The 22,110-nt window shown below is 67.5% G+C and carries 22 protein-coding genes; 16 read left to right on the top strand and 6 right to left on the bottom strand.

The features are described from left to right. Positions 1 to 30 precede the first annotated feature (30 nt). The 8 genes from nadD to holA all read left to right on the top strand — a co-directional run bounded on the left by nadD (position 31) and on the right by holA (position 7,678). On the top strand, positions 31 to 708 hold the full coding sequence (gene nadD, locus GII31_RS14410) for a nicotinate-nucleotide adenylyltransferase (RefSeq protein WP_213244120.1): 678 nt from the start codon (positions 31 to 33) through the stop codon (positions 706 to 708). A 169-nt stretch (positions 709 to 877) separates the two neighbouring features. Further along, complete coding sequence (gene rsfS, locus GII31_RS14405; RefSeq protein WP_213244119.1) at positions 878 to 1,237, top strand: ribosome silencing factor; 360 nt, start codon at positions 878 to 880, stop codon at positions 1,235 to 1,237. Further along, positions 1,234 to 1,947 (top strand): histidine phosphatase family protein, encoded by a 714-nt coding sequence (locus tag GII31_RS14400; RefSeq protein WP_213244118.1) that lies wholly within the window; start codon positions 1,234 to 1,236, stop codon positions 1,945 to 1,947. Before rsfS ends, GII31_RS14400 begins: the two co-directional genes overlap by 4 nt. Beyond that, the gene (octT, locus tag GII31_RS14395) at positions 1,944 to 2,660 is read left to right on the top strand and encodes a diglucosylglycerate octanoyltransferase (protein ID WP_213244117.1); all 717 of its coding nucleotides are present in this window, start codon (positions 1,944 to 1,946) and stop codon (positions 2,658 to 2,660) included. Before GII31_RS14400 ends, octT begins: the two co-directional genes overlap by 4 nt. A 10-nt stretch (positions 2,661 to 2,670) precedes the next feature. Next, positions 2,671 to 3,531 carry a DegV family protein gene (locus tag GII31_RS14390; RefSeq protein WP_213244116.1) on the top strand — a complete coding sequence of 287 codons (861 nt, stop codon included), beginning with the start codon at positions 2,671 to 2,673 and terminating at the stop codon, positions 3,529 to 3,531. Positions 3,532 to 3,658: 127 nt separating this feature from the next. Beyond that, entirely contained in the window at positions 3,659 to 5,107 is a 1,449-nt protein-coding gene (locus GII31_RS22625) for a helix-hairpin-helix domain-containing protein (RefSeq protein ID WP_407649822.1), read from the top strand. Next, positions 5,104 to 6,603, top strand: coding sequence for a ComEC/Rec2 family competence protein (locus GII31_RS14380; protein ID WP_246221880.1), 1,500 nt, complete (start codon positions 5,104 to 5,106; stop codon positions 6,601 to 6,603). Before GII31_RS22625 ends, GII31_RS14380 begins: the two co-directional genes overlap by 4 nt. Positions 6,604 to 6,700: 97 nt before the next feature. Beyond that, entirely contained in the window at positions 6,701 to 7,678 is a 978-nt protein-coding gene (holA, locus tag GII31_RS14375) for a DNA polymerase III subunit delta (protein WP_213244115.1), read from the top strand. Positions 7,679 to 7,900: 222 nt separating this feature from the next. Here holA and rpsT read toward each other — a convergent pair whose 3' ends face one another. Continuing rightward, positions 7,901 to 8,161, bottom strand: coding sequence for a 30S ribosomal protein S20 (gene rpsT / locus GII31_RS14370; protein WP_213244114.1), 261 nt, complete (start codon positions 8,159 to 8,161; stop codon positions 7,901 to 7,903). 211 nt (positions 8,162 to 8,372) lie between these two features. On the opposite strand from rpsT, the gene GII31_RS14365 reads away from it, so the two are divergent. The 4 genes from GII31_RS14365 to GII31_RS14350 all read left to right on the top strand — a co-directional run bounded on the left by GII31_RS14365 (position 8,373) and on the right by GII31_RS14350 (position 13,196). Then, the gene (locus GII31_RS14365; RefSeq protein ID WP_213244113.1) at positions 8,373 to 9,524 is read left to right on the top strand and encodes a sulfotransferase family protein; all 1,152 of its coding nucleotides are present in this window, start codon (positions 8,373 to 8,375) and stop codon (positions 9,522 to 9,524) included. 83 nt (positions 9,525 to 9,607) lie between these two features. Then, positions 9,608 to 11,377 carry a circularly permuted type 2 ATP-grasp protein gene (locus tag GII31_RS14360; protein WP_260840002.1) on the top strand — a complete coding sequence of 590 codons (1,770 nt, stop codon included), beginning with the start codon at positions 9,608 to 9,610 and terminating at the stop codon, positions 11,375 to 11,377. Continuing rightward, positions 11,374 to 12,357 (top strand): alpha-E domain-containing protein, encoded by a 984-nt coding sequence (locus tag GII31_RS14355; RefSeq protein ID WP_213244111.1) that lies wholly within the window; start codon positions 11,374 to 11,376, stop codon positions 12,355 to 12,357. The genes GII31_RS14360 and GII31_RS14355 overlap by 4 nt, the downstream gene beginning before the upstream one ends. After that, positions 12,354 to 13,196 (top strand): transglutaminase family protein, encoded by an 843-nt coding sequence (locus tag GII31_RS14350; protein ID WP_213244110.1) that lies wholly within the window; start codon positions 12,354 to 12,356, stop codon positions 13,194 to 13,196. Before GII31_RS14355 ends, GII31_RS14350 begins: the two co-directional genes overlap by 4 nt. Positions 13,197 to 13,217: 21 nt before the next feature. On the opposite strand, the gene GII31_RS14345 is transcribed toward GII31_RS14350, so the two are convergent. Both GII31_RS14345 and GII31_RS14340 read right to left on the bottom strand, forming a co-directional pair. After that, positions 13,218 to 13,637, bottom strand: a complete 420-nt coding sequence (locus GII31_RS14345; protein ID WP_213244109.1) for a type II toxin-antitoxin system PemK/MazF family toxin — start codon at positions 13,635 to 13,637, stop codon at positions 13,218 to 13,220. Then, positions 13,634 to 14,260: an alpha/beta hydrolase family protein gene (locus GII31_RS14340; RefSeq protein ID WP_213244108.1), complete on the bottom strand. Its 627-nt coding sequence runs from the start codon at positions 14,258 to 14,260 to the stop codon at positions 13,634 to 13,636. The genes GII31_RS14345 and GII31_RS14340 overlap by 4 nt, the downstream gene beginning before the upstream one ends. A gap of 91 nt (positions 14,261 to 14,351) precedes the next feature. On the opposite strand from GII31_RS14340, the gene GII31_RS14335 reads away from it, so the two are divergent. Beyond that, a complete protein-coding gene (locus GII31_RS14335; protein WP_213244107.1) occupies positions 14,352 to 14,711 on the top strand; it encodes an endonuclease domain-containing protein in 360 nt (119 codons plus the stop codon). 41 nt (positions 14,712 to 14,752) lie between these two features. Here the strand turns inward: GII31_RS14335 and GII31_RS14330 are convergent, their stop codons facing one another. The 3 genes from GII31_RS14330 to GII31_RS14320 form a co-directional block, all read right to left on the bottom strand. Then, the gene (locus tag GII31_RS14330) at positions 14,753 to 16,261 is read right to left on the bottom strand and encodes a bifunctional phosphatase PAP2/diacylglycerol kinase family protein (protein ID WP_407649821.1); all 1,509 of its coding nucleotides are present in this window, start codon (positions 16,259 to 16,261) and stop codon (positions 14,753 to 14,755) included. Between the two features lie 46 nt (positions 16,262 to 16,307). Beyond that, positions 16,308 to 17,012 (bottom strand): hypothetical protein, encoded by a 705-nt coding sequence (locus tag GII31_RS14325; protein ID WP_260840000.1) that lies wholly within the window; start codon positions 17,010 to 17,012, stop codon positions 16,308 to 16,310. A gap of 68 nt (positions 17,013 to 17,080) precedes the next feature. After that, positions 17,081 to 17,305: a hypothetical protein gene (locus GII31_RS14320; RefSeq protein WP_213244101.1), complete on the bottom strand. Its 225-nt coding sequence runs from the start codon at positions 17,303 to 17,305 to the stop codon at positions 17,081 to 17,083. Between the two features lie 197 nt (positions 17,306 to 17,502). Between GII31_RS14320 and lepA the strand changes: the two genes are divergently transcribed. From lepA to GII31_RS14305, 3 genes are all read left to right on the top strand, one after another. Then, entirely contained in the window at positions 17,503 to 19,470 is a 1,968-nt protein-coding gene (gene lepA / locus GII31_RS14315; protein ID WP_407649983.1) for a translation elongation factor 4, read from the top strand. A 1-nt stretch (position 19,471) separates the two neighbouring features. Beyond that, entirely contained in the window at positions 19,472 to 21,502 is a 2,031-nt protein-coding gene (locus GII31_RS14310) for a M3 family metallopeptidase (RefSeq protein WP_213244099.1), read from the top strand. Positions 21,503 to 21,682: 180 nt separating this feature from the next. Continuing rightward, positions 21,683 to 21,883, top strand: a complete 201-nt coding sequence (locus GII31_RS14305; RefSeq protein WP_213244097.1) for a hypothetical protein — start codon at positions 21,683 to 21,685, stop codon at positions 21,881 to 21,883. Positions 21,884 to 22,110 lie beyond the last annotated feature (227 nt).

Here is a 22,110-nt window from a genome sequence, read left to right as displayed (position 1 = left end):
CTCCGGCCTGCACCGGTAGACTCACCCTTCATGTCCTCCGACCGCCCTCGCGTGCGCCGTATCGGTGTGATGGGCGGAACCTTCGATCCCATTCACAACGGGCACCTGGTGGCGGCCAGCGAGGTCGCCTACCGGTGCAGGCTCGACGAGGTCATCTTCGTGCCCACCGGGCAGCCGTGGCAGAAGATGACCGGTGACGCGGAGAACGGCACCGCGCCGCGTTCGGTCAGTCCCGCCGAGGACCGTTACCTGATGACAGTGATCGCCACCGCGTCCAACCCGCGATTCAGCGTCAGCCGCGTCGACATCGAACGCGAAGGCGCCACCTACACCGTCGACACCCTGCGCGATCTGCGTGCCGTCCTCCCCGATGCGCAGCTGTACTTCATCACCGGCGCCGACGCGCTCGAATCGATCCTGTCGTGGCAGCACTGGGAAGAGCTGTTCGCCCTGGCCAAGTTCGTCGGCGTCAGCAGGCCCGGCTACGAACTGCACGCCGAGCACCTCGCCGACCACCTGAAGACGCTGCCCGCCGACACCTTGCAGACCCTCGAGATCCCGGCCCTGGCGATCTCGTCCACCGACTGCCGCGAACGCGCCGCCACCGGCCGGCCCGTCTGGTATCTGGTGCCCGACGGGGTGGTGCAGTACATCGCCAAACGGCGTCTCTACCGAGCGCGCGCCTCGCGCGGGGTGAGCGCACCATGACCGCTGCTATGTCGGTTGAGGCGCGACGTCGCCCGCCGGCCGAGCCTCGAAACCCCGTAAGAGAACAATGTCTTCTCACCGGGTTCCGAGGCTCGTCGCTTGCGCTCCTCGCACCTCAACCGGCGGTGGGTCCGCCACCGAGTTCGATCAACAACGAGAGGGGACGCCGTTGAGCGCCGCACCTGAATCCCTGACGATGGCCGAGGTCGCCGCCCGGGCGGCCGCCGACAAGCTGGGCCACGACATCGCCGTGATCGACGTGTCCGAGCAGTTGGTGATCACCGACCTGTTCGTGATCGCCTCCGCCGACAACGAACGTCAGGTCAACGCGATCGTCGACGAGGTCGAGGACAAGATGCGTGAGGCCGGGTACAAGCCCGCGCGTCGCGAGGGCACACGTGAGGGACGCTGGGTGCTGCTCGACTTCATCGACATCGTCGTCCATATCCAGCACGCGGAGGAGCGCAGCGTGTACGCACTGGACCGGATGTGGAAGGACTGCCCGGTCATCGAGATTGACGGCCTATGAGCGGCGGACCCGACTCGCACGACACCTCCGTCGAACGGTTGACGCCGGTGGCGCGCAGGCTGCTGCTGTTGCGGCACGGTCAGACCGAGTACAACGCGGACAGCCGGATGCAGGGCCAACTCGACACCGACCTGTCCGAACTCGGGGTGCGGCAGGCCGCCGCCGCGGCGACGGTGCTGGCGAAGCGCTCGCCGCTGCTGATCCGGTCGTCGGATCTGCGGCGCGCGCACGACACCGCGCTCGCGCTGGGCGAGGAGTCCGGGCTGGAGGTCACCACCGATATCCGGCTGCGCGAAACACATCTCGGCGACTGGCAGGGTATGACGCACCTGGAGGTCGACCAGATCGCGCCGGGTGCCCGGCGGGTGTGGCGCGACGACGCGACGTGGGGTCCGCCCGGCGGTGAAACGCGCGTGGATGTGGCTGGCCGCGCCGCGCCGGTGGTCGCCGAACTGGTCGATGCCCTGCCCGAGTGGGGGACCGGTGACAATCCGGACGCGCCGGTGGTGCTCGTCGCACACGGCGGGGTGATCGCTGCGATGACCGCCGCACTGCTGGACCTGCCGATCGGGTCGTGGCCGGTGTTCGGGGGTCTGGCGAACACCAGCTGGGTGCAGTTGTCCGGGCACGGGGTGCCCGGTGAGGCGCCGAGGTGGCGTCTGGACGTCTGGAATGCGTCGGCCGAAGACGCCGACCCGGGAGTGCAATGAGCATCGTCGTTCTGTCCGATTCTCTGGCGTTCTTCGGTCCGAAAGGGGGTTTGGCGGCCAACGATCCGAACATCTGGCCGTCGATCGTCGCCGCCGACTGCGCCCGCGAACTCAAACTGTTCGGCCGTATCGGCTGGACCAGCCGCGACGTGTGGTGGGCGCTGACCCAGGACCCCAACATCTGGGCCGCCATCCCCGACGCGGAGGTCGTGGTGATGGCGTTCGGTGGCATGGATTCGCTGCCGTCCCCGTTGCCGACGGCGTTTCGGGAACAGATCCGCTACATCCGCCCCAACTGGCTGCGCCAGCGCGTCCGTGACGGCTACCAGTGGGTGCAGCCGCGCGCGTCGAAACTCGGTAAGCCGCTGGCGTTGCCCGGGTCGGTGACCGCCGAGTACTGGGACAAGATCGGGTCGTCGATCAAGCAGCTGCGGCCCGAACTGCCGATCGTGGTGTGCCTGCCGCCGACACATGCGAGCCCGTACTACGGCTACGTTCACAAGGGCCGGATGGAGACGACCACCGCCATCGCCGACTATGCGCGGGCCAACTCGTTTCCGACCGTCGACTTCTATCCGACGACACGCGATGCGTTCGCCGACCCCGATCAGCAGATGAATCCAGACGGCATCCATTGGGGTTTCCAATGTCATCGTGATCTCGCGGCGCTGGTCACGCCGGTGGTGAGCAAGGCATTGACGGTGACGGGATAACGTAGACGCCGTGCCTGTTGTCGTCGTCACTGATTCGTCGTCCTGTTTGCCGTCGTCGGTCGCCGACCACTACGGGATCCGGCGTGTGCCCTTGCATCTGACGGTCGACGGCGTCGACTACAGCGACGGCGTCGACGAGGTGCCCGACGACATCGTGCGGATCCCCGGGGTGAGCACCTCCGGCGCCAACCCGCACGAGATCGGCGAGGCGCTCGAGGAAGCGGTGGCGGCCAGCGACGGTGCCGGTGTGGTGGCGGTGCACATCTCCCGCAAGTTGTCCGGTACCTGGGGGGCGGCACGGCTCGCGGCGGAGAAGTTCTCCGGTCAGGTGCGTGTCGTCGATTCCCGTTCGGTGGGCCTGGCCGTGGGGTTCGCGGCGATCGCCGCGGCGCAGGCGGCCACAACCGGAGCCGACCGGGACCGCGTGTACGAGGCGGCGATCCGGCAGGCCGCGACCGTCGACTCCCTGTTCTGCGTGCAGACCCTCGACAACCTGCGCGCAGGTGGCCGCATCAGTGCGGCCGGGAAGATGCTCGGCTCGGCGCTGTCGATCAAACCGATCCTGCACATGGTGGACGGCACCATGACCCTGCGTGAACGGCACCGCACCTTCTCCAAGGCGGTCGCCAAACTCGAGGAGGGTGCGCTCGAATCGGCCGGTGGGCGAGCGGTGACGCTCGGTGTCCAGCATTGCGAGGCACCCGAACTGGCCCACGAGGTGGCCGACGACCTGCGCAAGAAGCTCAAGATGGTCACCTCGTCGCTGATCGTCGAGATCTCCCCGGTCCTCGGCAGCCATGTCGGCCCGGGGGCGGTCGGTGTGGTGATCGGAACCCACCTCGATCCCATCGAGGGAATCGCCGAGGACTGAGTCGGCCGGGAAGTCTTTGTCAATTGCGCGATGCACAGCCGCGCACATGTCTCGACTTGTCCACAGATATTGCGGCGTAAGCACTTTCGTCGGTCTCGATCGCTGGGTCCGGCCGTAGGGTCGAGCCATGGCCTCCAAGATCGGTGAACAGTCGTCGCGCACACCTGCGGGTGAGAACAAGCGGGAACCGCACCGGGGATCGACGCCGGCGAGCCCGCTGGAGCGCTTGCGCAGCGCACCGCCCTTCCTGGCCGACGATGACCGGTTGCCGGGTCCGTCCGGTATCACGCCGCCCACCGAACCCGATGTTCCCGTCGGCCTGGAACCGCCCGTCGGCCCGGAACCGCCGACCGACCTGGAACCGCCCGTCAGCCCGGAACCGCCCGTCAGCCCGGAACCGCCCGTCAGCCCGGAACCGATCGTGCGGTTGCCGTCACCGCCGAGACATCACGACACCGACGGTCCTGTGCCCGCGGATGATCAGACCGATCCGGAGCCGATCACCACTGCCGCCGGGACGTGGGGACGTCGCGACGACGGGAGTGGCGGGAGTGGCGCGCGCGGGATGGGATCGGAGTGGGCTGCCGGGAGCATGCCTGCGTGGCTGTCCGGTGTACCCCCGGCGATTCCGCGCGTGGAACCGGCCGATGCGCGCGGACATCTCGACGGTGTTCCTGACCCAGACCAGCGCGGCACCGACTATCGCGACACCGACAATCGAGACACCCGCCATCGAGACACCGATGACCGGCGGAGAGACACCGATGACCGGCGGAGAGACCGATGGGACGAACCGGACGAGGACTGGGAGTGGGACGACGACGAACCGCCGGGTGGGCGATCCCGTTCCAGGTTCGCCGTGGCACCGCCCGCCGCGATCGCCTTGATTCTGGTGGGGGTCATCGCCTGTGCGGTGGCGGGTTTCGCAATCTGGGGCAGTGACGACCCGGTGCCGGGCGTGGACTTTCCGGCCGCCGCGGCACACACCTCGACGGCCCCGTCGACGGTGCAACCGGCACCGGACGAGTCCGCACCGGCCCCCGCCGCGGCCGAACCGAGCAGGTCGGCCCCGCAACCGGATGCGATGGTGGTGAGCGTGGTGGGGCTGGTGGGCAGGCCGGGGCTGGTCCGGCTGCCGCCCGGCGCGCGGGTCGCCGATGCCATCGAGCGGGCCGGCGGTGCCCGTAAGAATGCGGACCTGTTGTCGCTCAACCTCGCTCAGCTGCTGCGTGACGGCGACCAGGTACTCGTCGGATACGCCGGACGCGACGGTGAGATGTCGATGCGCAGTGCCGTTGTCGGGGCCGGGCCGACGAGTGCACCGGCTTCGGACGAATCGTCCGTTCCCGACCCGGCCGGTGGGACGGCCCCGACCGGTGGGTCGGGCACCGTCAACCTCAACACCGCCTCGCAAACCGAGCTCGAATCTCTGCCCGGCGTCGGACCGGTGACCGCGAAGTCGATCCTCGACTGGCGGCAGCGCAACGGCCGGTTCACCTCCGTCGACCAGCTCACCGAAGTCGACGGGATCGGGCCGGCGCGGCTGGAGAAGTTGCGCGACAAGGTCATCGTGTGACCTCGACGCGCGACCTGCGGCTGGTCGCGCCCGCCGCGGCGGTGTGGATGATCACGATGGTCGGGCTGGCCGCCCCGTCCGCGATCAGGGTGATCGTGATCATCGGTGGTGCCGCGCTGTTCGGTGTCACGGGTGCGGTGTGGTTGCGGCTGCTGTCGTGGCGGCTGGTCGGGCCGGTGGTGCTGATGCTGGGTATGGCAGTCACGGCCGGTATCGCGCTGTCCCTCAAAGTCACCGCGATACAACAATCTCCGCTGCATGAGGATCGTGGAAAGTCGACGGTCACCGTCCGCGTCGTCGACGATCCCGTGCCGCTGCGGCCCGCGGCGTCGGGGCGATCGCGCATCCGGGTCGACGTGGTGGCCGTGGGGGAGCGGCAGATCGGCGCGGCGGGTGCGCATCTGGTGGGAGCAACGCAACAGTGGTCGCAACTCGTACCTGGGCAACGGGTCAGGGTGCTGGTGCGGGTCCGGCCTCCACCCGAGCACACCATGCTGGTGGCCTCGCTGACCGCCGTGGGCACCCCGGCGCTGGTGGGCGCGCCGCCCGCACACCAGCGGGTCGCCGCGTACATCCGGGCCCGGCTGCGCACCATCAGCGCCCGGGCCTTGGGCGCCCCCGAATCGGGCCTGCTGCCCGGCCTGGTGCTCGGCGACACCTCAGGGCTCGATGACGATGTGCGCGAAGACTTTCGGGATGCCGGACTCACCCACCTGACCGCGGTATCCGGTAGCAACTTCGCGATCGTATGCGGTGCGGCGCTGGCGGCGCTCGCGCTGATCGGTTGCCCCCGCGGATATCTGCCGGTTCTCGGGCTGATCGTGATCGCCGGCTTCGTCATCCTGGTCCGACCGTCGCCGAGCGTCCTGCGGGCGGCGATGATGGGTGCCGTCGGCCTTCTGGCGATGCTCGGCCGACGGCGATCACAGGCACTGCCCGCGCTGGGGACGGCGGTGATCGTGGGTCTGCTGTGGTGGCCGGAGTTGGCGCTGGCGCCTGGTTTCGTGCTGTCGGTGGCCGCGACCGCGGGGATCGTGCTGTGGGGGCCCGCTATCCGGGATTTGTTGTGGGACCATCGGGTCCCGACAGGTGTCGCGGAGGTGCTCGGCATGGCGATTGCGGCGCAGTCGGTGACCGCGCCGTTCATCGCGCTGATCAGTGGCCGGTTCAGTGTCGTCGCGATCCTTGCCAATGTCGTGGTGGTGCCGGTCGTCGGCGTGATCAGCGTGGTCGGCACCCTTGCGGCTCTGATCGGTTCGCTCGGCCCGCCCGGCGGCGTCGGCTGGGTTCTGGCCGAATTGCTCGCCCGGATGCTCGGCCCGGCCTTGTGGTGGATGGTGACCTGCGCGCGTGTTCTCGGCGGGTGGGCGTGGTCGTCGATCCCTGTTCCCGATGGTGTGCTGGGCGCGGCGGTGGTGGCGGGCGCGACGGTTGCTGTGGGGCTGGTGGTGCGGAATCAGCTGTCCCGTCGTGGGTTCGGCCCCGATGGGCGGTAGTTCGTCGGCCCGTACGCTGGTGTCGGTTCAGGGCGTGCGGTAGCCGGTGCCGGAGGGGGTGAATGTCGGCGGTGGCGGTTGCGGATCGTCTGGCACGATGGTGGCCGTGAGTGAACGGCTGCACCTGCTGTTGGGTGACGACGACTTCCTGACCGGTCGCGTCGTCGAATCGATCGTCGCCGAGCGATCGGCGCAGAGCGGTGCCGACGTGCCCGTCACCCGGGTCCGCGCCGGGGATGTGACCGAACACGAACTGGCCGAACTGCTCAGCCCGTCCCTGTTCGCCGAGGAACGGGTGATCGTCGTCGAATCGGCCGCCGAGGCAGGCAAGGCCCCCGCCGAACTGGTGGCGACAACCGCGAAGGCGCTGCCGGACGGCATCACGCTGGCGGTCGTGCATTCCGGCGGTGGCCGTGCCAAATCGATGGTCCCCGCGCTCAAGAAGGCCGGCGCCGTCGAGTACGACTGCGCATCGCCGAAATGGCCGTCGGACCGGGCCACGTTCGTCAGCGCCGAATTCACACGGCTCGGCGCGCGGGTCAGCGGTGATGTCGTCGAGCAGGTCGTCGACAGCGTGGGCGGGGAACTGCGGGAGCTGGCGGCCGCATGCGGCCAGTTGGTCGCCGACACCACCGGCAAGGTGACCCGTGACATCGTGCTCACCTACTATCAGGGCCGCGCCGAGGTCACCGGATTCGAGGTGGCCGACAAGGCCGTCACCGGCGACCGCGCCGGTGCCCTCGAATCACTGGCCTGGGCGTGTCACCACGGCGTGCCCAGGGTGCTGCTCGCCGACGCACTCGCCGAAGCGGTACACGCCATCGCGCGTGTGCGCGGAGTGTCCGGTGACCACTACTCGGTGGCCCGCGAACTCGGCATGCCTGCCGGGCGCGTCAAGAAGGTGCAGGGGCAGGCGCGGGCATGGGATTCGGTATCCATCGCGCAGGCGATGATCGTCGTCGCCCAACTCAACGGCGACGTGAAAGGTCAGGCCGCCGACGCCGACTACGCCCTCGAACACGCGGTGTCGACGGTTGCGGGTCTGCGGCCGGACGTGCGTTCGCGGGTGCGGTGAAGGGCATACGCTTGTAAGTGCGGGCCTTGTGCGAGCTTGTGAGTGTCGACACCACTCGGCCGGACGGTGCTGTCCCACGGGGTTTCGAGGTTATCTCACCGGGTTTCGAGGTTCGTCGCTTGCGCTCCTCGCACCTCAGCCGGCTGGGTGAAGGGCGGGGTGTGGACACGCCAGAAACCCGGTGATCGCGTGGAGATCACCGGGTTGTTCGTCAGCTACAGGTCAGAGCTTGTTGACGGCCAGCGCGATGGCCGACTTCTTGTTGGCGGCCTGGTTGGCGTGGATGACGCCCTTGCTGGCGGCCTTGTCGAGCTTCTTGCTCGCGAACTGGCCCAGCTCGGCGGCCTTGTCCTTATCGCCGGTGGCAACGGCCTCGCGGAAGTTGCGGATCGCGGTCCGCAGCGACGAGCGCACCGACTGGTTGCGCTGACGACGCGCTTCGTTGGTCAGGTTGCGCTTGATCTGCGATTTGATGTTTGCCACGCGGGTTCCCTCTACGTTTGCGGTGAAAAAGCTGTCAACTGTTCATGTGTGGTGGCTTGCACCACCGGATCACACCTGCCATGGGTGGCGGTGTGCAACAGCGATCTACTTTACCTGACGGGCCGCGACGCCCCCAAATCCGTCGGCAACCGGCCGAGATGGACGGCTCCTCCCGGTTCCCGTCGGCCCGACCCAATAGGCTCGGTTCATCATGTCAGTCGTATACCTCCACATCGGACTACCCAAGACCGGAACCACCCATCTGCAGGATCGTCTGTGGCGCAACCGGGACCTCGCGCTCGACTCGTCGGGCCTGCTGTATCCGGGCAACGAGATCGCCGACCATTTCCACGCCGCGGCACATCTGCAGCCCGAGCGCTACCTGGACTGGGTAGACCCGGAGTTTGCGTCGGCGTGGCCGACGATGGTGGCCCAGATGAAGGCGTGGCCGGAGCGTTCCCTGGTCAGTCACGAACTACTGGCCACGGCCACCGAGCCGCAGATCGGGAAACTCATGTCGGATCTGGGCTTCGCCGACGACGTGCATGTGGTGGTGACCGTGCGTGACCTCGGTCGGCAGTTGCCGTCGGTGTGGCAGGAGAACGTCAAGAACCAGCGGACCGCCACGTTCGCCGAGTTCGTCGACTCGGTCCGCGCGCACGCCGGCGGCCCACACACTCCGGCGGCCGGCGGCGACGGGCCTTCCCGCCAAGCGCGCGTCGGTGAAGAACCCTTTTGGGAATTCCAGGACTATGTGCGCATCCTGCGCACCTGGGCGCCGTTCGTCGGGCCCGACCGGGTGCATGTGATCACCGTCCCGCAGACCCGTGGCGGTGACGAACTGTGGAATCGGTTCCTGTCGGTCATCGGCGTCGATCCGGCGGCGCTGACCATCGCGGTTCCCGACCTGAACTCGTCGCTGTCGGCGGTGCAGACGGAGTTCGTGCGCCGGCTCAACACCCGACTGCAACCCGATGCGATCGAATGGCGGCGGTACGAGCGGGTGATGAAAGGCCAGATCATCGGCGAGATCCTGTTCGCCGAACGCGGCGGGACACCGCGCCGGATATCGGGGGAGCAGTTGGCCTGGGCGGCCGAACAGAGCCGCGCGATGATCGCGGAGATCGCCGCCGCCGGTTACCGGATCGCCGGTGATCTCGACGACCTGGCACTCGCCCGGCCGGACGACGCCGTGCCCGAACCGACGGACGCCGATGTCCTCGAGGTGGCATTGGACACAGTGGCGGCGCTGGTCGTTTCGGCACCCCTGCCACGGGTGCGTCCGCGCTGGCAGACACGGGCGGCGAATGTGGTGCGCAGGGGACGGCGCCGGGTCCTCGGGATGCGCCGGCACCTGCGCTGATCCGGGCGCGCGATGGGTGCCGGGGCGAATCAGTCACTCAACAGTCCTGCCGAGTCGGGGTTTTTGTAGCACCATGTCAAGTTATGAGTCCCGCGTCGACAACCAAGGCCGCCAAGCGGACCCCCGCCAAGGCTGCCGCGACCAAGCCCGCGTCCACGGCGGCGGTCGTCCCCAAGTCCGCCACATCCAGAGCCGCGGCCAAACGCGCCAAGCCGGCGACGGCGCAGTCGCGGGCGCTGACGGACACGATCTTTGACGGTTACACCGGCGCCCCGTCGTTCGGCAGGCCATACGACGAGATGTTCGATGCCAACGGCGACATCCGGCCGGCCTACCGGGGCATCTTCAAGGCGATGGCCGAATCGGATCGTGCCGACATCGAAACCCGGATCGACGCCCTGGGAAGGGCATTCATCGATCAGGGGGTCACCTTCTCGTTGTCGGGTAAGGAACGTCCGTTCCCGCTCGACGTCGTACCGCGTGTCATCTCGGCCGCCGAGTGGCACAAACTCGAAGGCGGGATCGCCCAGCGGGTGCAGGCACTTGAGCTCTTCCTCGACGACGTGTACGGGACGCAGGAGATCCTTCGCGACGGGGTGCTGCCGAAGCGACTTGTCCACTCGTGTGAGCACTTTCACCGTCAGGCGGCAAACATCCGACCGCCCAACGGGGTTCGGATCCATGTCGCCGGTATCGATCTGATCCGCGACGAGAACGGTGAGTTCCGGGTGCTGGAGGACAACCTGCGCTCGCCGTCGGGTGTGTCGTACGTGATCGAGAACCGGCGCACGATGGCGAGGGTGTTCCCGGACCTGTTCGCCTCACACAAGGTTCGTGCGGTCGGGGACTACCCGAGTCATCTGCTGCGCGCGCTGCGGGCCTCGGCCGCGGTCAACGAGGCCGACCCCAACATCGTGGTTCTCACTCCGGGCGTTGCCAATTCGGCCTACTTCGAACATTCGTTGCTGGCCCGGCTGATGGGTGTCGAACTCGTCGAGGGCCGCGACCTGTTCTGCCGCGACAATGTCGTCTACATGCGCACCACCGAGGGCGAGCAACGCGTGGACGTCATCTATCGGCGTATCGATGACGATTTCCTCGACCCCATGCAGTTCCGTCCCGACTCGATGCTGGGCGTGGCCGGCCTGCTCAACGCCGCCCGCGCCGGCAATGTGGTGATCTCCAGCGCCGTGGGCAACGGTGTCGGCGACGACAAGCTCATCTACACCTATGTGCCGGAGATCATCCGGTACTACCTGGGCGAGAAGCCATCTCTCAAGAACGTCGACACCCTGCGGTGCTGGTTGCCCGAGGAATGCGAAGAAGTCCTCGACCGCATCGACGAACTCGTCGTCAAACCCGTTGAAGGATCCGGTGGTTACGGTATCGTTTTCGGTCCGGACGCGACCGGCGCCGAACTCGACGCACTGGCCAAGAAGGTCCGCAACGACCCGCGTGGCTGGATAGCGCAGCCGGTGGTGCAGTTGTCGACGGTGCCCACCAAGGCCGGCGATCAGCTCCGGCCGCGGCATGTCGACCTGCGGCCGTTCGCGGTCAACGACGGTGAGTCGGTCTGGGTGCTGCCGGGTGGTCTGACCCGCGTCGCCCTGCCGGAGGGCTCACTGGTGGTCAACTCCAGCCAGGGCGGCGGCTCCAAGGACACCTGGGTGCTGGCCGCGCGTGGTTCCGAGGGGGAGCGCGAACTGGCCGGGGCCAAGGTCGTGTCGAGCCGCGTGGCGGCGCGCCCGGCCGAGAGCGCCCCCGAACCCGTGCACACCCAGACCCAGCAACAGCAACAGCACGGGACGGCCCCCGCACAGGCCCGCGAAGGACAGGAAGAGGTCGGGCAATGATGCTGGCCAGAAATGCCGAATCCCTGTATTGGATCGGCAGATATGTGGAACGTGCCGACGACATGGCCCGCATCCTCGACGTCGTGGTCCATCAGATCTTGGAGGATTCCACCGTCGACGTCGATCGGGCCGCGCGGCGGGTGATCCAGGTGCTCGGCCTGCAGGCGCCCGACGCCGGCGTCGAGGCGGACATCTTCACCCTTACCGAACGCGTTGCCTACAACCAGGATTCGTTCGGTTCTATCGTCGATCTGATTCACGCGGCCCGCGAGAACGCCCGCGGCGCGCGTGAGGTCACCTCCTCGGAGATGTGGGAGTGCCTCAACACCACCTACAACGGGCTCAGCGACGCCGAGAAGCGGGCCCGCACACTCGGCCCGCACGAATTCCTGTCGTATGTGAAGAACCGCGCGGCGATGTTCGCCGGGCTGGCCGACGCCACCCTCAGCCACGACGACGGATACCGATACCTGCTGCTCGGCCGGTCCATCGAACGTGTCGACATGACCATCCGCATGCTCCTGTCCCGAGCGGGTGACCGGGTCACGTCACCGCAGTGGGTGAGTGTGCTGGTGTCGGCGGGTGCACACGACACCTACCTGCGCACCTACCGGGGCGTGATCGACGCCGAGAAGGTGCTCGAATTCATGTTGCTGGACCGGCTTTTTCCGCGGTCGGTGTTCCATGCGCTGCGCGTGGCCGAACACAATCTGTCCGACCTCGAGAAGGGTCCTAGCCGCGTCGGTGCGCAGGCACCGGCGCTGCTGTTGCTGGGCCGGGCGCGCAGTTCACTGGAGTTCCTGGATTCCGGGGTACTGCTCGAGGGGCTCGAGGAGCGTCTGCTCGATCTGCAGGACACCTGCCGCGCGGTCAACGAAGCGGTCACCAAGCAGTACTTCCACGTGTCACCGTATGTGTCATGGGCCGACGCCCGGGTGAGCGACGGCGAAGTGCTCGTCATCGAGGAGAGTGAACTGTGAGCTGGCGTCTGCGGGTCGTCCATTCGACGGGTTTCGCCTACAAGAGTGCCGTGACCTCGTCGTACAACGAGGCGCGGCTGACACCGCGCAGCGATCACCGGCAGAACGTCATCGTCAATCGTGTGGAGACGGTGCCGTCCTCACGCGCGTACCGGTACACCGACTACTGGGGGTCGGCGGTCACCGCTTTCGATCTGCACGCACCGCACAACGAGCTCGAGGTGTCAGGGCTGTCGGTGGTGGAGACCGATGCGGGCGAGCGGCCACAACAACAGGCCACCTGGGAGGAGTTGCACACCGAGTACATCAAGGACCGCTACGACGAGATGCTCGCCAACACCGCGTACGTGCCGAAGAACCGGGGCCTGGGGACGACGGCAAAACGCCTGGCCAAGGGCCGCACCCCGGAGGACGCGGTCGAGGCGGTCTGCAAGTTCGTGTACGACGAGATGGAGTACGTACCCGGCACCACCGGTGTGCACACCACCGCCGTCGATGCCTGGAACGAACGCAAAGGTGTCTGCCAGGACTACGCCCATCTCACCCTGCTGATGCTGCGGTCTCTGGGCATCCCGTCGCGGTACGTGTCGGGGTATCTGCACCCCGACCCGAACGCGCCGATCGACAAGACCGTCGCGGGCCAGAGCCACGCGTGGATCGAGGCGTGGACCGGCGGTTGGTGGGGCCATGACCCCACCAACGACACCACGATCACCGAACGCCACGTGTCGGTGGGTGTGGGCCGCGACTACGCCGATGTCTCACCGCTGCGCGGGGTGTACACCGGCGGCGGGGCCACCGACCTCGACGTCGTCGTGGAGATCACCCGGCTGGCCTGAGCCATCGACCCAGTGGACGACTCAGCGCCAGTCGTAGTGGGTTCGTAGTTCGGCGGCAATCGCAGTGAAGTGACGCTCGTCCAGGATGGCTCCTTCGCGACGGATTCCGTTGTCGTCGATGACCAGTACCCGGTCGAGTCGGATGTAGCTGTCGCGGTGTTCGGCATCCCACTCGCCGGTGCCGATGGCCAGCCAGTGCTCGTCGTCGCGGCGGTGGCCTTTGCTCGACAGCATCAGCCCGAGCACATTGTCGGGATCGTTGTCGCGAAGGTCGCGGCCCACCACGAGTACCGGACGGTCCTTGCCCTGGTTCGGGTCGTCCTCGTAGGGAACCCATGTCCACACGATCTCACCGGGGTCGGCGTCGCCGTCGAGTTCGGGGGTGTAGCTGATGACGCGCGCGAGGTCGGCGGTGCGGCGGCTGCGCGGAGCGGGACTCACTGAAGGGCCTTTCGGTCGAAGAACAAGGTGTCGACGGCTTTGGCGGCGAGCCCGGAGACTCCGGTCTTGTCCGGTTTGAGGTCGTGCGGTGCGGTGACCTCCACAACGCGCACCGGCGCGGTGAACAGCGCGATCGCGCCGGCGAGTTCGGTGGTGGTGGCGAACGGGTCTCGGGAGCCGTGCACGATCACCGTCGGCACCGTGATATCAGGCAGGTGCTCGGTGCGCATCCGTTCCGGTTTGCCCGGCGGATGCAGCGGATACGACGACAACAGCAACCCGTCGGCGACGCCGGGATCCTCGGCGACAAGCATCGATGCCTGCCGTCCGCCGTACGAGTGTCCGCCCACGATCAGCGGTCCGTCCGATTCGCCGCGGAACTGTGCACACGCCTCCCGGATCCCGTCCCGGTCGGCCGCGGCCTTCGACGGACTCGGCGGACCTTTCGGTCGCTGCTGCCGATACGGCATATCGATCCGCGCCACCACCAGCCCCCGCGCGCACAGCGCGTCGGCGTACGCGCGCAGGATGGCCGCATCCCGGTTCCCACCCGCGCCATGCGCCAACACCACAACCCCCCGCACCGCCCCATTGGGCCGCACCACATCCGCCACCACACTCATGTGCCCACGTTAAGCCATCGCATACTCAGCGCTTTGTGTCGCCTGGCGCGACAAATCGCGGAGTTTTCGGTTGAGATGGAACCACCCCGAGATGGTTCGGCTTCTGGAAGGTGTCGGAGACGGCGCGCGGTCGGCGGCCGAACGTGTGGTGGCCGTGCTGCTGCGCCGGGCGCGGATTCGAGGGTGGGTGGCCAATCATCCGACCGCCGGCTACTGCGTCGATGTCGCGTTCCTGGAGGAAATGCTTGCCGTCGAGATCGACGGCATGGCCAGTCATGGCGGTGCGCGAGCCTTTCAGCGCGACAGAACTCGTCGGAACGCACTGATCGCCGCAGGTTGGACGGTACTCAACTTCACGTGGGCCGACCTCATTGAACGCCCCACCTACGTCCCCGACTCCATCCACCAGTCCCTCGCCGCCCTCACCGATCCAAGACTCCGCGTCTTGTAGCGCCAGGCGACACAAAACGCTGATCATGCGGTTACGTGGCTTTACACGACCGAGGTTCCGAACACCCGCAGCTCGCGATAGCCGACGCGGAAGCGCGCACGCGTATGCAGGTTGCCCGCTTCACCGTCGTGCGCGACGCGGAAGGGTTCGTCGGATTCGATGGTCACCACCGGTGCCTGCAACTCGCGGTAGATCGTGGAGTTCCGGAGCCGGCCGCCGAGCCACGATGCGAGCAGCCGTGTGGTCGCGTTGCGGTGCCCGACCTCGAGGTAGCGGACGTCGAGCACACCGTCGTCGAGACGGGTCCGCCTGCCGGGAAGGAAGCTCGGGGCACCGTAGACGGAATTGCCCAGAAAGAAGTACGAGACCGTGACCGGGCGGCCCTCGATGCGCACCCGCACCGGCGACGAGTCGCGCAGCACCTTGAGCACCGCGTGCATGGTCGCCGTGGGTCGTTCGATGCGCCGGCGCTGGTAGCGCGAACGTGCGCGCACGAAATCCGGGTATGCGCCGATGCTGGCCGTGTTGAGCAGCAGTGTCTCGTCATTGAGCCACACCACGTCGACACGCGCCACCCGGCCGGCCTGAAACGATTCGATGCTGGAGGCGACGTTCACCGCATCGATGTCCTTCGCGAAGTGGTTGAACGTTCCCGCAGGGAAGACCGCCAGCGGCTTGTCCGCCGCGATCGCGTGCCGGGCGACGGCGGCGACCGTGCCATCGCCGCCCGCGACGCCGAGGAAGTCGGCGCGGGCGGCGGCGTCGGCGGCGATCGCGTCGATATCTGAATCGTCGTCGAGTTCCACGATCTCGGCCGCCGGAAGACTGTCCCGCAACTCGTCTGCGACCCGCGCGCCCGACCCGTCGCCGGACGCCGGATTGAGCACGACGACGAGCCCGGCGCCGTCCGGATCGGGTCGCAGGTTCTCGACGCTCGGCTCCGCGATGAGGGCCCGGCTGTCCTCGACCGCCGGGATCACCCGCGCACCCGCGACCGCGATGCCCGCGCCCAGCGTGAACCCGGCCAGCACATCACCGGGAAAGTGCGCGCCCGTCGCGACACGGGAGAGCCCGACCGCGCCGGCCAGACCGGCCAACAGATAGCCGGCCGTCCGGTTCTCCAGGCCGACGCCGATCGCGAACGCGGCCGCGCTGGCGGAATGGCCCGACGGGAAGGAGTTGGATGTCGGCTGGCGTCGTAGCCGCGAGAGCGGCACACCCGTGGACAGGGGACGGGTACGCGGGTAGAGCCGTTTGAACCCCTGATTGACCACCAGGCTGGTGACCCCGAGAGTCACCAGGCCGCGCGCCGCGCCGCGCCGCATCGACAGACTTCCCGACGATCCCAGGCCCGCGCCGATCAACATCCACAGCTTGGAGTGATCCGCGGCCGCGGACAGCGGGCGCATGGTGAGGTCGAGCAGGGGGCTCGGTGACTCGGCGACGGCGTCGAACAGTCGGCGGTCGAGGTCCTCGAGTCCCTCGCCGAGGGTCCGCAACGGGTATGGGAGGGAGCGTGGCATGGTGTCGAACGTACCCGTGGCGGGCATCGGTACCGGCGTGTTTCGTCGCGCGACGCACCGCCGCGTCCGCGGGCTATGTCGGCAGGTCTCGGGGAGCGCCTCCGGAGGCGTCGATGAGAAGTTGCAGGAACTGGGCGATGACGGGCGCCGAGATCAGCCATCCCACGATTGCCCATGCCAGGTTCAGATGGGTCATCACAGCGCCGACGGCGCGAATCCCGTCAAGCGCGTACGACGGCGAATCGTGCTCGTACCGGATCCGGCGCAGCGCCCCGGGATGATCCTCGGCGGCGGTCAACGCGATCAACAACACACCGCAGACCTGCATGGGGTTCGCCAGGTATGCGTACGGGCCGCTGGTGACCAACTGCTCCGGCGGATCCCACGGCCACGGCGTGCCGCCGGCACAATAGAACTCGATCACCGCGGCCAACGCGATCAGCGTGATCACCGCGCCGATCTGGATGAGGATCATGTCGACCGGGCCACCGACGTGCACACGCCGGTCACCCGCCACGCGGAACGCCGGCGCGTGCCGCGTTGCCGTCATCGTCAGAACCGGCACCGCGACGAACAGCACCGAAGTGAACAGCATCACCTGCAACGCGACCCGGACCCGTAGCGCACGACGTCGGACGGTGAGTTCGGCCAACAGCACACCCGGCAGCAGGCAGACGGCTATCGCCAGCAGTTCGCCCCACCACCAGTCGGCGGCCAGTGGGACGATCGGATCGAGCCGCGCCATCCCGTACACGTCCAGGAGCACCGGCCCTGTCACCAGATACGGTAGCGGAATCCACCTGGCCATGAGCACCGGGATCAATGACCACAGCAGTGCCCACGCGATCAGCAGGTCGACGGGTGCGGTGTGGTGCCCTCCAAAGCCAGCATCCCCAACAGCACCGGGGCCACGAACAACCCGGCACCCGGCGGTCGATCGCCCTCACGCCACGCCTCCACCGACTTGGCGCCGGTGAAGACGAAGAAATAGAACAGCGGCGCGGCCAGCAGCACACAGATCGCGCCCTCGCCCAGCACCGGTACCGACAACAGCAGAAGCAGCGTCGTCACCCTCAACGCGGTGCCGGTCGCTCGCTTCGGTGGCGCCGACAGCGCCAGGATGACGGCGAGGACGAGGGGATGCCCACGTACAGCGCCGCCGATCGACCGAGGTCGCCGTCGTGCCTGAACCAGCGATACAGCACGAATCCGGCCCCGAACGCCACGATCGCGCCCACCAGGGTCCACTGACGGGCCGTCGGCCGATGATGCCCGGCCGGTGGTGGTGCCTAGGGTACGGGTTCGGTCATGCGGCGACCCTATCGAGCGGGTGTGGGAAACTGGACGGTGACCTGTGCCAGTACGTGGCACCCGCCGAAGGAGCAGTAGAGATTCCCAACTTCGCCGACACCACCTTCACCGACCCATCACTGATCCGGAACTTCTGCATCATCGCCCACATCGACCACGGCAAGTCGACGCTGGCCGACCGGATGCTGCAGCTCACCGGCGTGGTGGAGGAGCGTGCGATGCGCGCGCAGTACCTGGACCGGATGGACATCGAACGCGAGCGTGGCATCACCATCAAGGCGCAGAATGTGCGGTTGCCGTGGAAGGTGGACGACCAGGACTACGTCATCCACCTCATCGACACCCCCGGCCACGTCGACTTCACCTACGAGGTGAGCCGGGCACTGGAGGCGTGCGAGGGGGCCGTGCTGCTCGTCGACGCCGCTCAGGGCATCGAGGCACAGACCCTGGCCAACCTGTACCTGGCGATGGACAACGACCTCACCATTATCCCGGTGCTCAACAAGATCGATCTACCCGCCGCCGATCCCGACCGGTACGCCGGGGAGATCGCGCACATCATCGGCTGCGAACCCGAGGACGTCCTGCGGGTGTCGGGCAAGACCGGTGTGGGTGTGGCCGAACTGCTCGACGAGGTGATCCGGCTGGTGCCGCCGCCGGAGGGCGACCCGGACGCGCCGGCGCGGGCGATGATCTTCGACTCGGTGTATGACACCTACCGCGGTGTGGTCACGTACGTGCGGGTGGTCGACGGCAAGATCGTGCCGCGCGAGAAGATCGCGATGATGTCGACCGGCGCCACCCACGAGTTGCTTGAGGTGGGTATCGTCTCGCCCGAACCGAAGCCGTCGAAGGGGCTCGGTGTCGGCGAGGTGGGCTATCTCATCACCGGCGTGAAGGACGTGCGCCAGTCGAAGGTCGGCGACACGGTCACCACTGCCCGTCACGGCGCCGCCCAAGCGCTCACCGGCTATCGTGAGCCCCGCCCGATGGTGTACTCGGGCCTGTACCCGGTCGACGGATCGGACTATCCGGTGCTGCGCGAGGCCCTGGACAAACTGCAGCTCAACGATGCCGCGCTCACCTACGAACCCGAGACCTCGGTGGCGCTGGGCTTCGGTTTCCGGTGCGGCTTCCTCGGGCTGCTGCACATGGAGATCACCCGCGAACGCCTCGAACGCGAATTCGATCTCAACCTGATCTCCACCGCGCCCAACGTGGTGTACCGGGTGGTCATGGACGACGGTGCCGAGCACATCGTCACCAACCCGTCGGACTGGCCGGAAGGCAAGTCGCGCACCATCTTCGAACCGGTCGTGAAGATGACGATCATCGCGCCGAGCGAGTTCATCGGCGCCATCATGGAGTTGTGCCAATCCCGGCGCGGCGACCTCGGCGGTATGGACTATCTGTCCGAGACGCGGGTGGAGATGCGGTACACGATGCCGCTGGCCGAGATCATCTTCGACTTCTTCGACGCCCTCAAGTCACGCACCCGCGGCTACGCCAGCCTCGACTACGAGGAGGCCGGTGAGCAGGAGGCCGACCTGGTGAAGGTCGACATCCTGCTGCAGGGTGAGGCCGTCGACGCGTTCAGCGCGATCGTGCATAAGGACGCCGCCTACACCTACGGCAACAAGATGGCGCTCAAACTCAAAGAACTCATCCCTCGGCAGCAGTTCGAGGTGCCCATCCAGGCGGCGATCGGATCGAAGATCATCGCGCGCGAGAATATCCGGGCCATCCGCAAGGACGTCCTCGCCAAATGCTACGGCGGCGATATCTCGCGTAAGCGCAAGCTGCTGGAGAAGCAGAAGGAGGGCAAGAAGCGGATGAAGACCATCGGCCGCGTCGACGTGCCGCAGGAGGCGTTCGTCGCCGCGCTCTCGACCGATCAGTCCGGGGACAAGCCGAAGGGTAAATGAGATGAATCCCGTTCTCGCGCAGTCGAAGCTGCCGCATGGTCTGCCAGATTTCGCGTCGATCTCCGACGACGACTTCCTGCCCGCGTTCACCGAGGCCATGGCCACCCGGCTCGCCGAGGTGGACAAGATCGCGGCGAATACGGAGCCGGTCACCTTCGCCAACACCGCCGAGGCGCTGGAGTTGTGCGGCCGGGACCTGGCGCGCGCGAGCGGGATCTTCTTCAACCTCATCGGACCCGACACCAACCCACGGCGCAACGAGATCGCCCAGCACCTGTCGACCGCACTCACCGATCACGCCAACACGATCGCGATGAACCCCGAACTGTTCGCGCGGATCTCGTCGCTGCACGAGCGTGCCGACGACCTCGGACTGACCGAGCCGCAACGCCGCCTGCTCGACAAGCAATATCGCGGCATGGTGCGCTCGGGCGCGGGACTGTCCGCCGACGGGCAGGCGCAGATGCGGGAGATCTCCTCGCGGCTGGCATATCTGACCACCACGTTCTCGCAACTGCTACTCGATGACACCAACGATTCGGCCGTCCTCGTCGACGACGCCGCCGATCTCGACGGGTTGTCGGTCGGTCAGATCACCGCGGCCGCCCGGGCGGCCGCCGACGCCGGACACGACGGCAAGTACCTGCTGGCGCTGCAACTTCCGACCAGTCAGTCGGTGCTCACCTCGCTCACCGATCCGGCTGTGCGGCAACGGGTTTTCGATGCCTCGGTGCGGCGATGCCTGCGCGGCAACGACTTCGACACCCGGGATATCGTGCTGGAGATCGTTCGGTTGCGGGCACGACGTGCCGAACTACTCGGCTACCGCACACATGCCGACTATGTGATCGCCGAGGAGACCGCACCCGATCCGGCGGCCGTCGAGAACCTGCTGGCCGAGCTGGCGGCGTCGGCGATGCGCGCGGGTACGGCCGAGCTGGACCGGCTCGCCGAGCTCGCGGGCGGCGCCATCGGACCGGCCGACGTCACATATTGGCTCACCCGCGAGCGCACGGCGCAGGCCCCGGTCGACCTGAGCGCGTTCACCGAGTACTGCGAACTCGATCGAGTGCTCGACGACGGTGTGTTCCATGCCGCGGGCAGGCTGTACGGCCTCGAGTTCACCCCGCGCCCGGACCTGCACGGCTACCATCCCGATGTGCGGGTGTGGGAGGTCCGCGACGACACCGGCGCCGGTATCGGACTGTATCTTGGTGACTTCTACGCCCGTCCGTCCAAACGCGGCGGGGCGTGGATGAACAGCATCGTCGACCAGTCCACGGCGCTGCGCAGCACACCGATCATCGTCAACGTGCTGAACTTGACCAAGCCCGATGCGGGCGAACCGTGCCTGCTCTCGACCGACCAGCTGACCACGCTGTTCCATGAGTTCGGGCATACGCTGCACGGTTTGCTGTCGTCGGTGGAGTATCCCTCGCAGTCGGGCACGTCGGTGCCGCGTGATTTCGTCGAATTCCCTTCGCAGGTCAACGAGATGTGGGCGCTGCACCCCGACGTGCTGGCAAACTACGCCCGCCACTACAGCACCGGTGAGCCGATTCCCGCCGACCTGGCGCAGGCCGCGCGGGATGCGGCCACCACCGAATCCGCGCACGGCACCGTCGAATACCTGGCGGCGGCCGTCCTGGACCTGGAGTGGCACCGGCTGAGTGCGGAGCAGGCCGAAGCCGTCACCGACGTCGAAGAATTCGAGCGGGCGGCGCTGGAGAAGGCCGCTCTGGCCACCGATCTGATCCCGCCCAGGTATCGCACCGCCTACTTCAACCACATCTTCGGCGGCGGCTACTCGGCAGGCTATTACTCGTACATCTGGTCGGAGATCCTCGACGCCGAGACCGAACAGTGGTTCCTCGCCGAAGGCGGACTCTCGCGTGAGAACGGCCGCCGGTTCGCCGAGTCGACGCTGTCGCGCGGAGACAGCGTCGATCCGCTTGCCGCGCACCGGGAACTGATCGGCCGCGCCCCGGGTATCGATCCGCTGCTGAGGCGACGCGGGCTCGCGGTGTCGTGAACGCGGAGCAGGATCGGGCGTGGGGATGACGTGCCCGACGATCCACAGCTCATCGCGCGGGCGCCGGAAGCGGTGGACGTAGGATGGGCGTCGGCCCGGTGCGCCGTTTCGGAGGCCGGGGTAATGCAATCAGGATGAATGAAACCTCCGCCCGCAGGCGGACCGACGAGGTGAGATGACGTGGCGGCCTTCCTGGACTGGTGGGACGGCGTCGAGGAGTGGCTGACCGGATTGGCGTTCGTGCCGCAGCTGCTGGTGACCCTCGCGGTGGTGGTGCCGTTGGCCGTAGGGGCTGCCGTGCTGCTGAATCTGCTGGTCGGGGCGGTGTCCGGTCTGGTCGACCGGCGGCGGTTTCTCGACGACGATGGGACTGGGCTGTAGCGATGATCCGTTCACGTGTGACGATGGCGTTGCTCGCCCTCCTTGTGCTGGTGCTCATCGCCTGGCTGATCACCCGCTGACACCGCAGCTCAGGGGGGTTCGGATCAGCGTGATTGCAAGGCGCCTCGAGGTGCCCTGCCATTGCTAGCTTGTATCGGCATCAGTCATTCGGGGTCCTGACAGGGGATCCGACCGCCGGTGAGGAGAGCAATGAACAGAAGGGCCAG

Origin of the sequence: Gordonia pseudamarae, assembly GCF_025273675.1 — a bacterium.
Taxonomy (GTDB): Bacteria; Actinomycetota; Actinomycetes; order Mycobacteriales; family Mycobacteriaceae; genus Gordonia; species Gordonia pseudamarae.
Note: the sequence above shows the minus strand (reverse complement) of the source record. Positions and strands in the feature narration are given on the sequence as shown.

Excerpts from the sequence above, each read along its gene's own strand:
- GII31_RS22625 (WP_407649822.1), top strand. The coding sequence starts at position 3,659 with ATGGCCTCCAAGATCGGTGAACAGTCGTCGCGCACACCTGCGGGTGAG.
- GII31_RS14365 (WP_213244113.1), top strand. The coding sequence starts at position 8,373 with ATGTCAGTCGTATACCTCCACATCGGACTACCCAAGACCGGAACCACC.
- nadD (WP_213244120.1), top strand. The coding sequence starts at position 31 with ATGTCCTCCGACCGCCCTCGCGTGCGCCGTATCGGTGTGATGGGCGGA.
- GII31_RS14310 (WP_213244099.1), top strand. The coding sequence starts at position 19,472 with ATGAATCCCGTTCTCGCGCAGTCGAAGCTGCCGCATGGTCTGCCAGAT.
- GII31_RS14340 (WP_213244108.1), bottom strand. The coding sequence starts at position 14,260 with ATGAGTGTGGTGGCGGATGTGGTGCGGCCCAATGGGGCGGTGCGGGGG.
- GII31_RS14330 (WP_407649821.1), bottom strand. The coding sequence starts at position 16,261 with ATGCCCGCCACGGGTACGTTCGACACCATGCCACGCTCCCTCCCATAC.
- GII31_RS14360 (WP_260840002.1), top strand. The coding sequence starts at position 9,608 with ATGAGTCCCGCGTCGACAACCAAGGCCGCCAAGCGGACCCCCGCCAAG.
- GII31_RS14355 (WP_213244111.1), top strand. The coding sequence starts at position 11,374 with ATGATGCTGGCCAGAAATGCCGAATCCCTGTATTGGATCGGCAGATAT.
- octT (WP_213244117.1), top strand. The coding sequence starts at position 1,944 with ATGAGCATCGTCGTTCTGTCCGATTCTCTGGCGTTCTTCGGTCCGAAA.
- holA (WP_213244115.1), top strand. The coding sequence starts at position 6,701 with ATGGTGGCCGTGAGTGAACGGCTGCACCTGCTGTTGGGTGACGACGAC.
- lepA (WP_407649983.1), top strand. The coding sequence starts at position 17,503 with ATGCCCGGCCGGTGGTGGTGCCTAGGGTACGGGTTCGGTCATGCGGCG.
- GII31_RS14400 (WP_213244118.1), top strand. The coding sequence starts at position 1,234 with ATGAGCGGCGGACCCGACTCGCACGACACCTCCGTCGAACGGTTGACG.
- GII31_RS14335 (WP_213244107.1), top strand. The coding sequence starts at position 14,352 with ATGGTTCGGCTTCTGGAAGGTGTCGGAGACGGCGCGCGGTCGGCGGCC.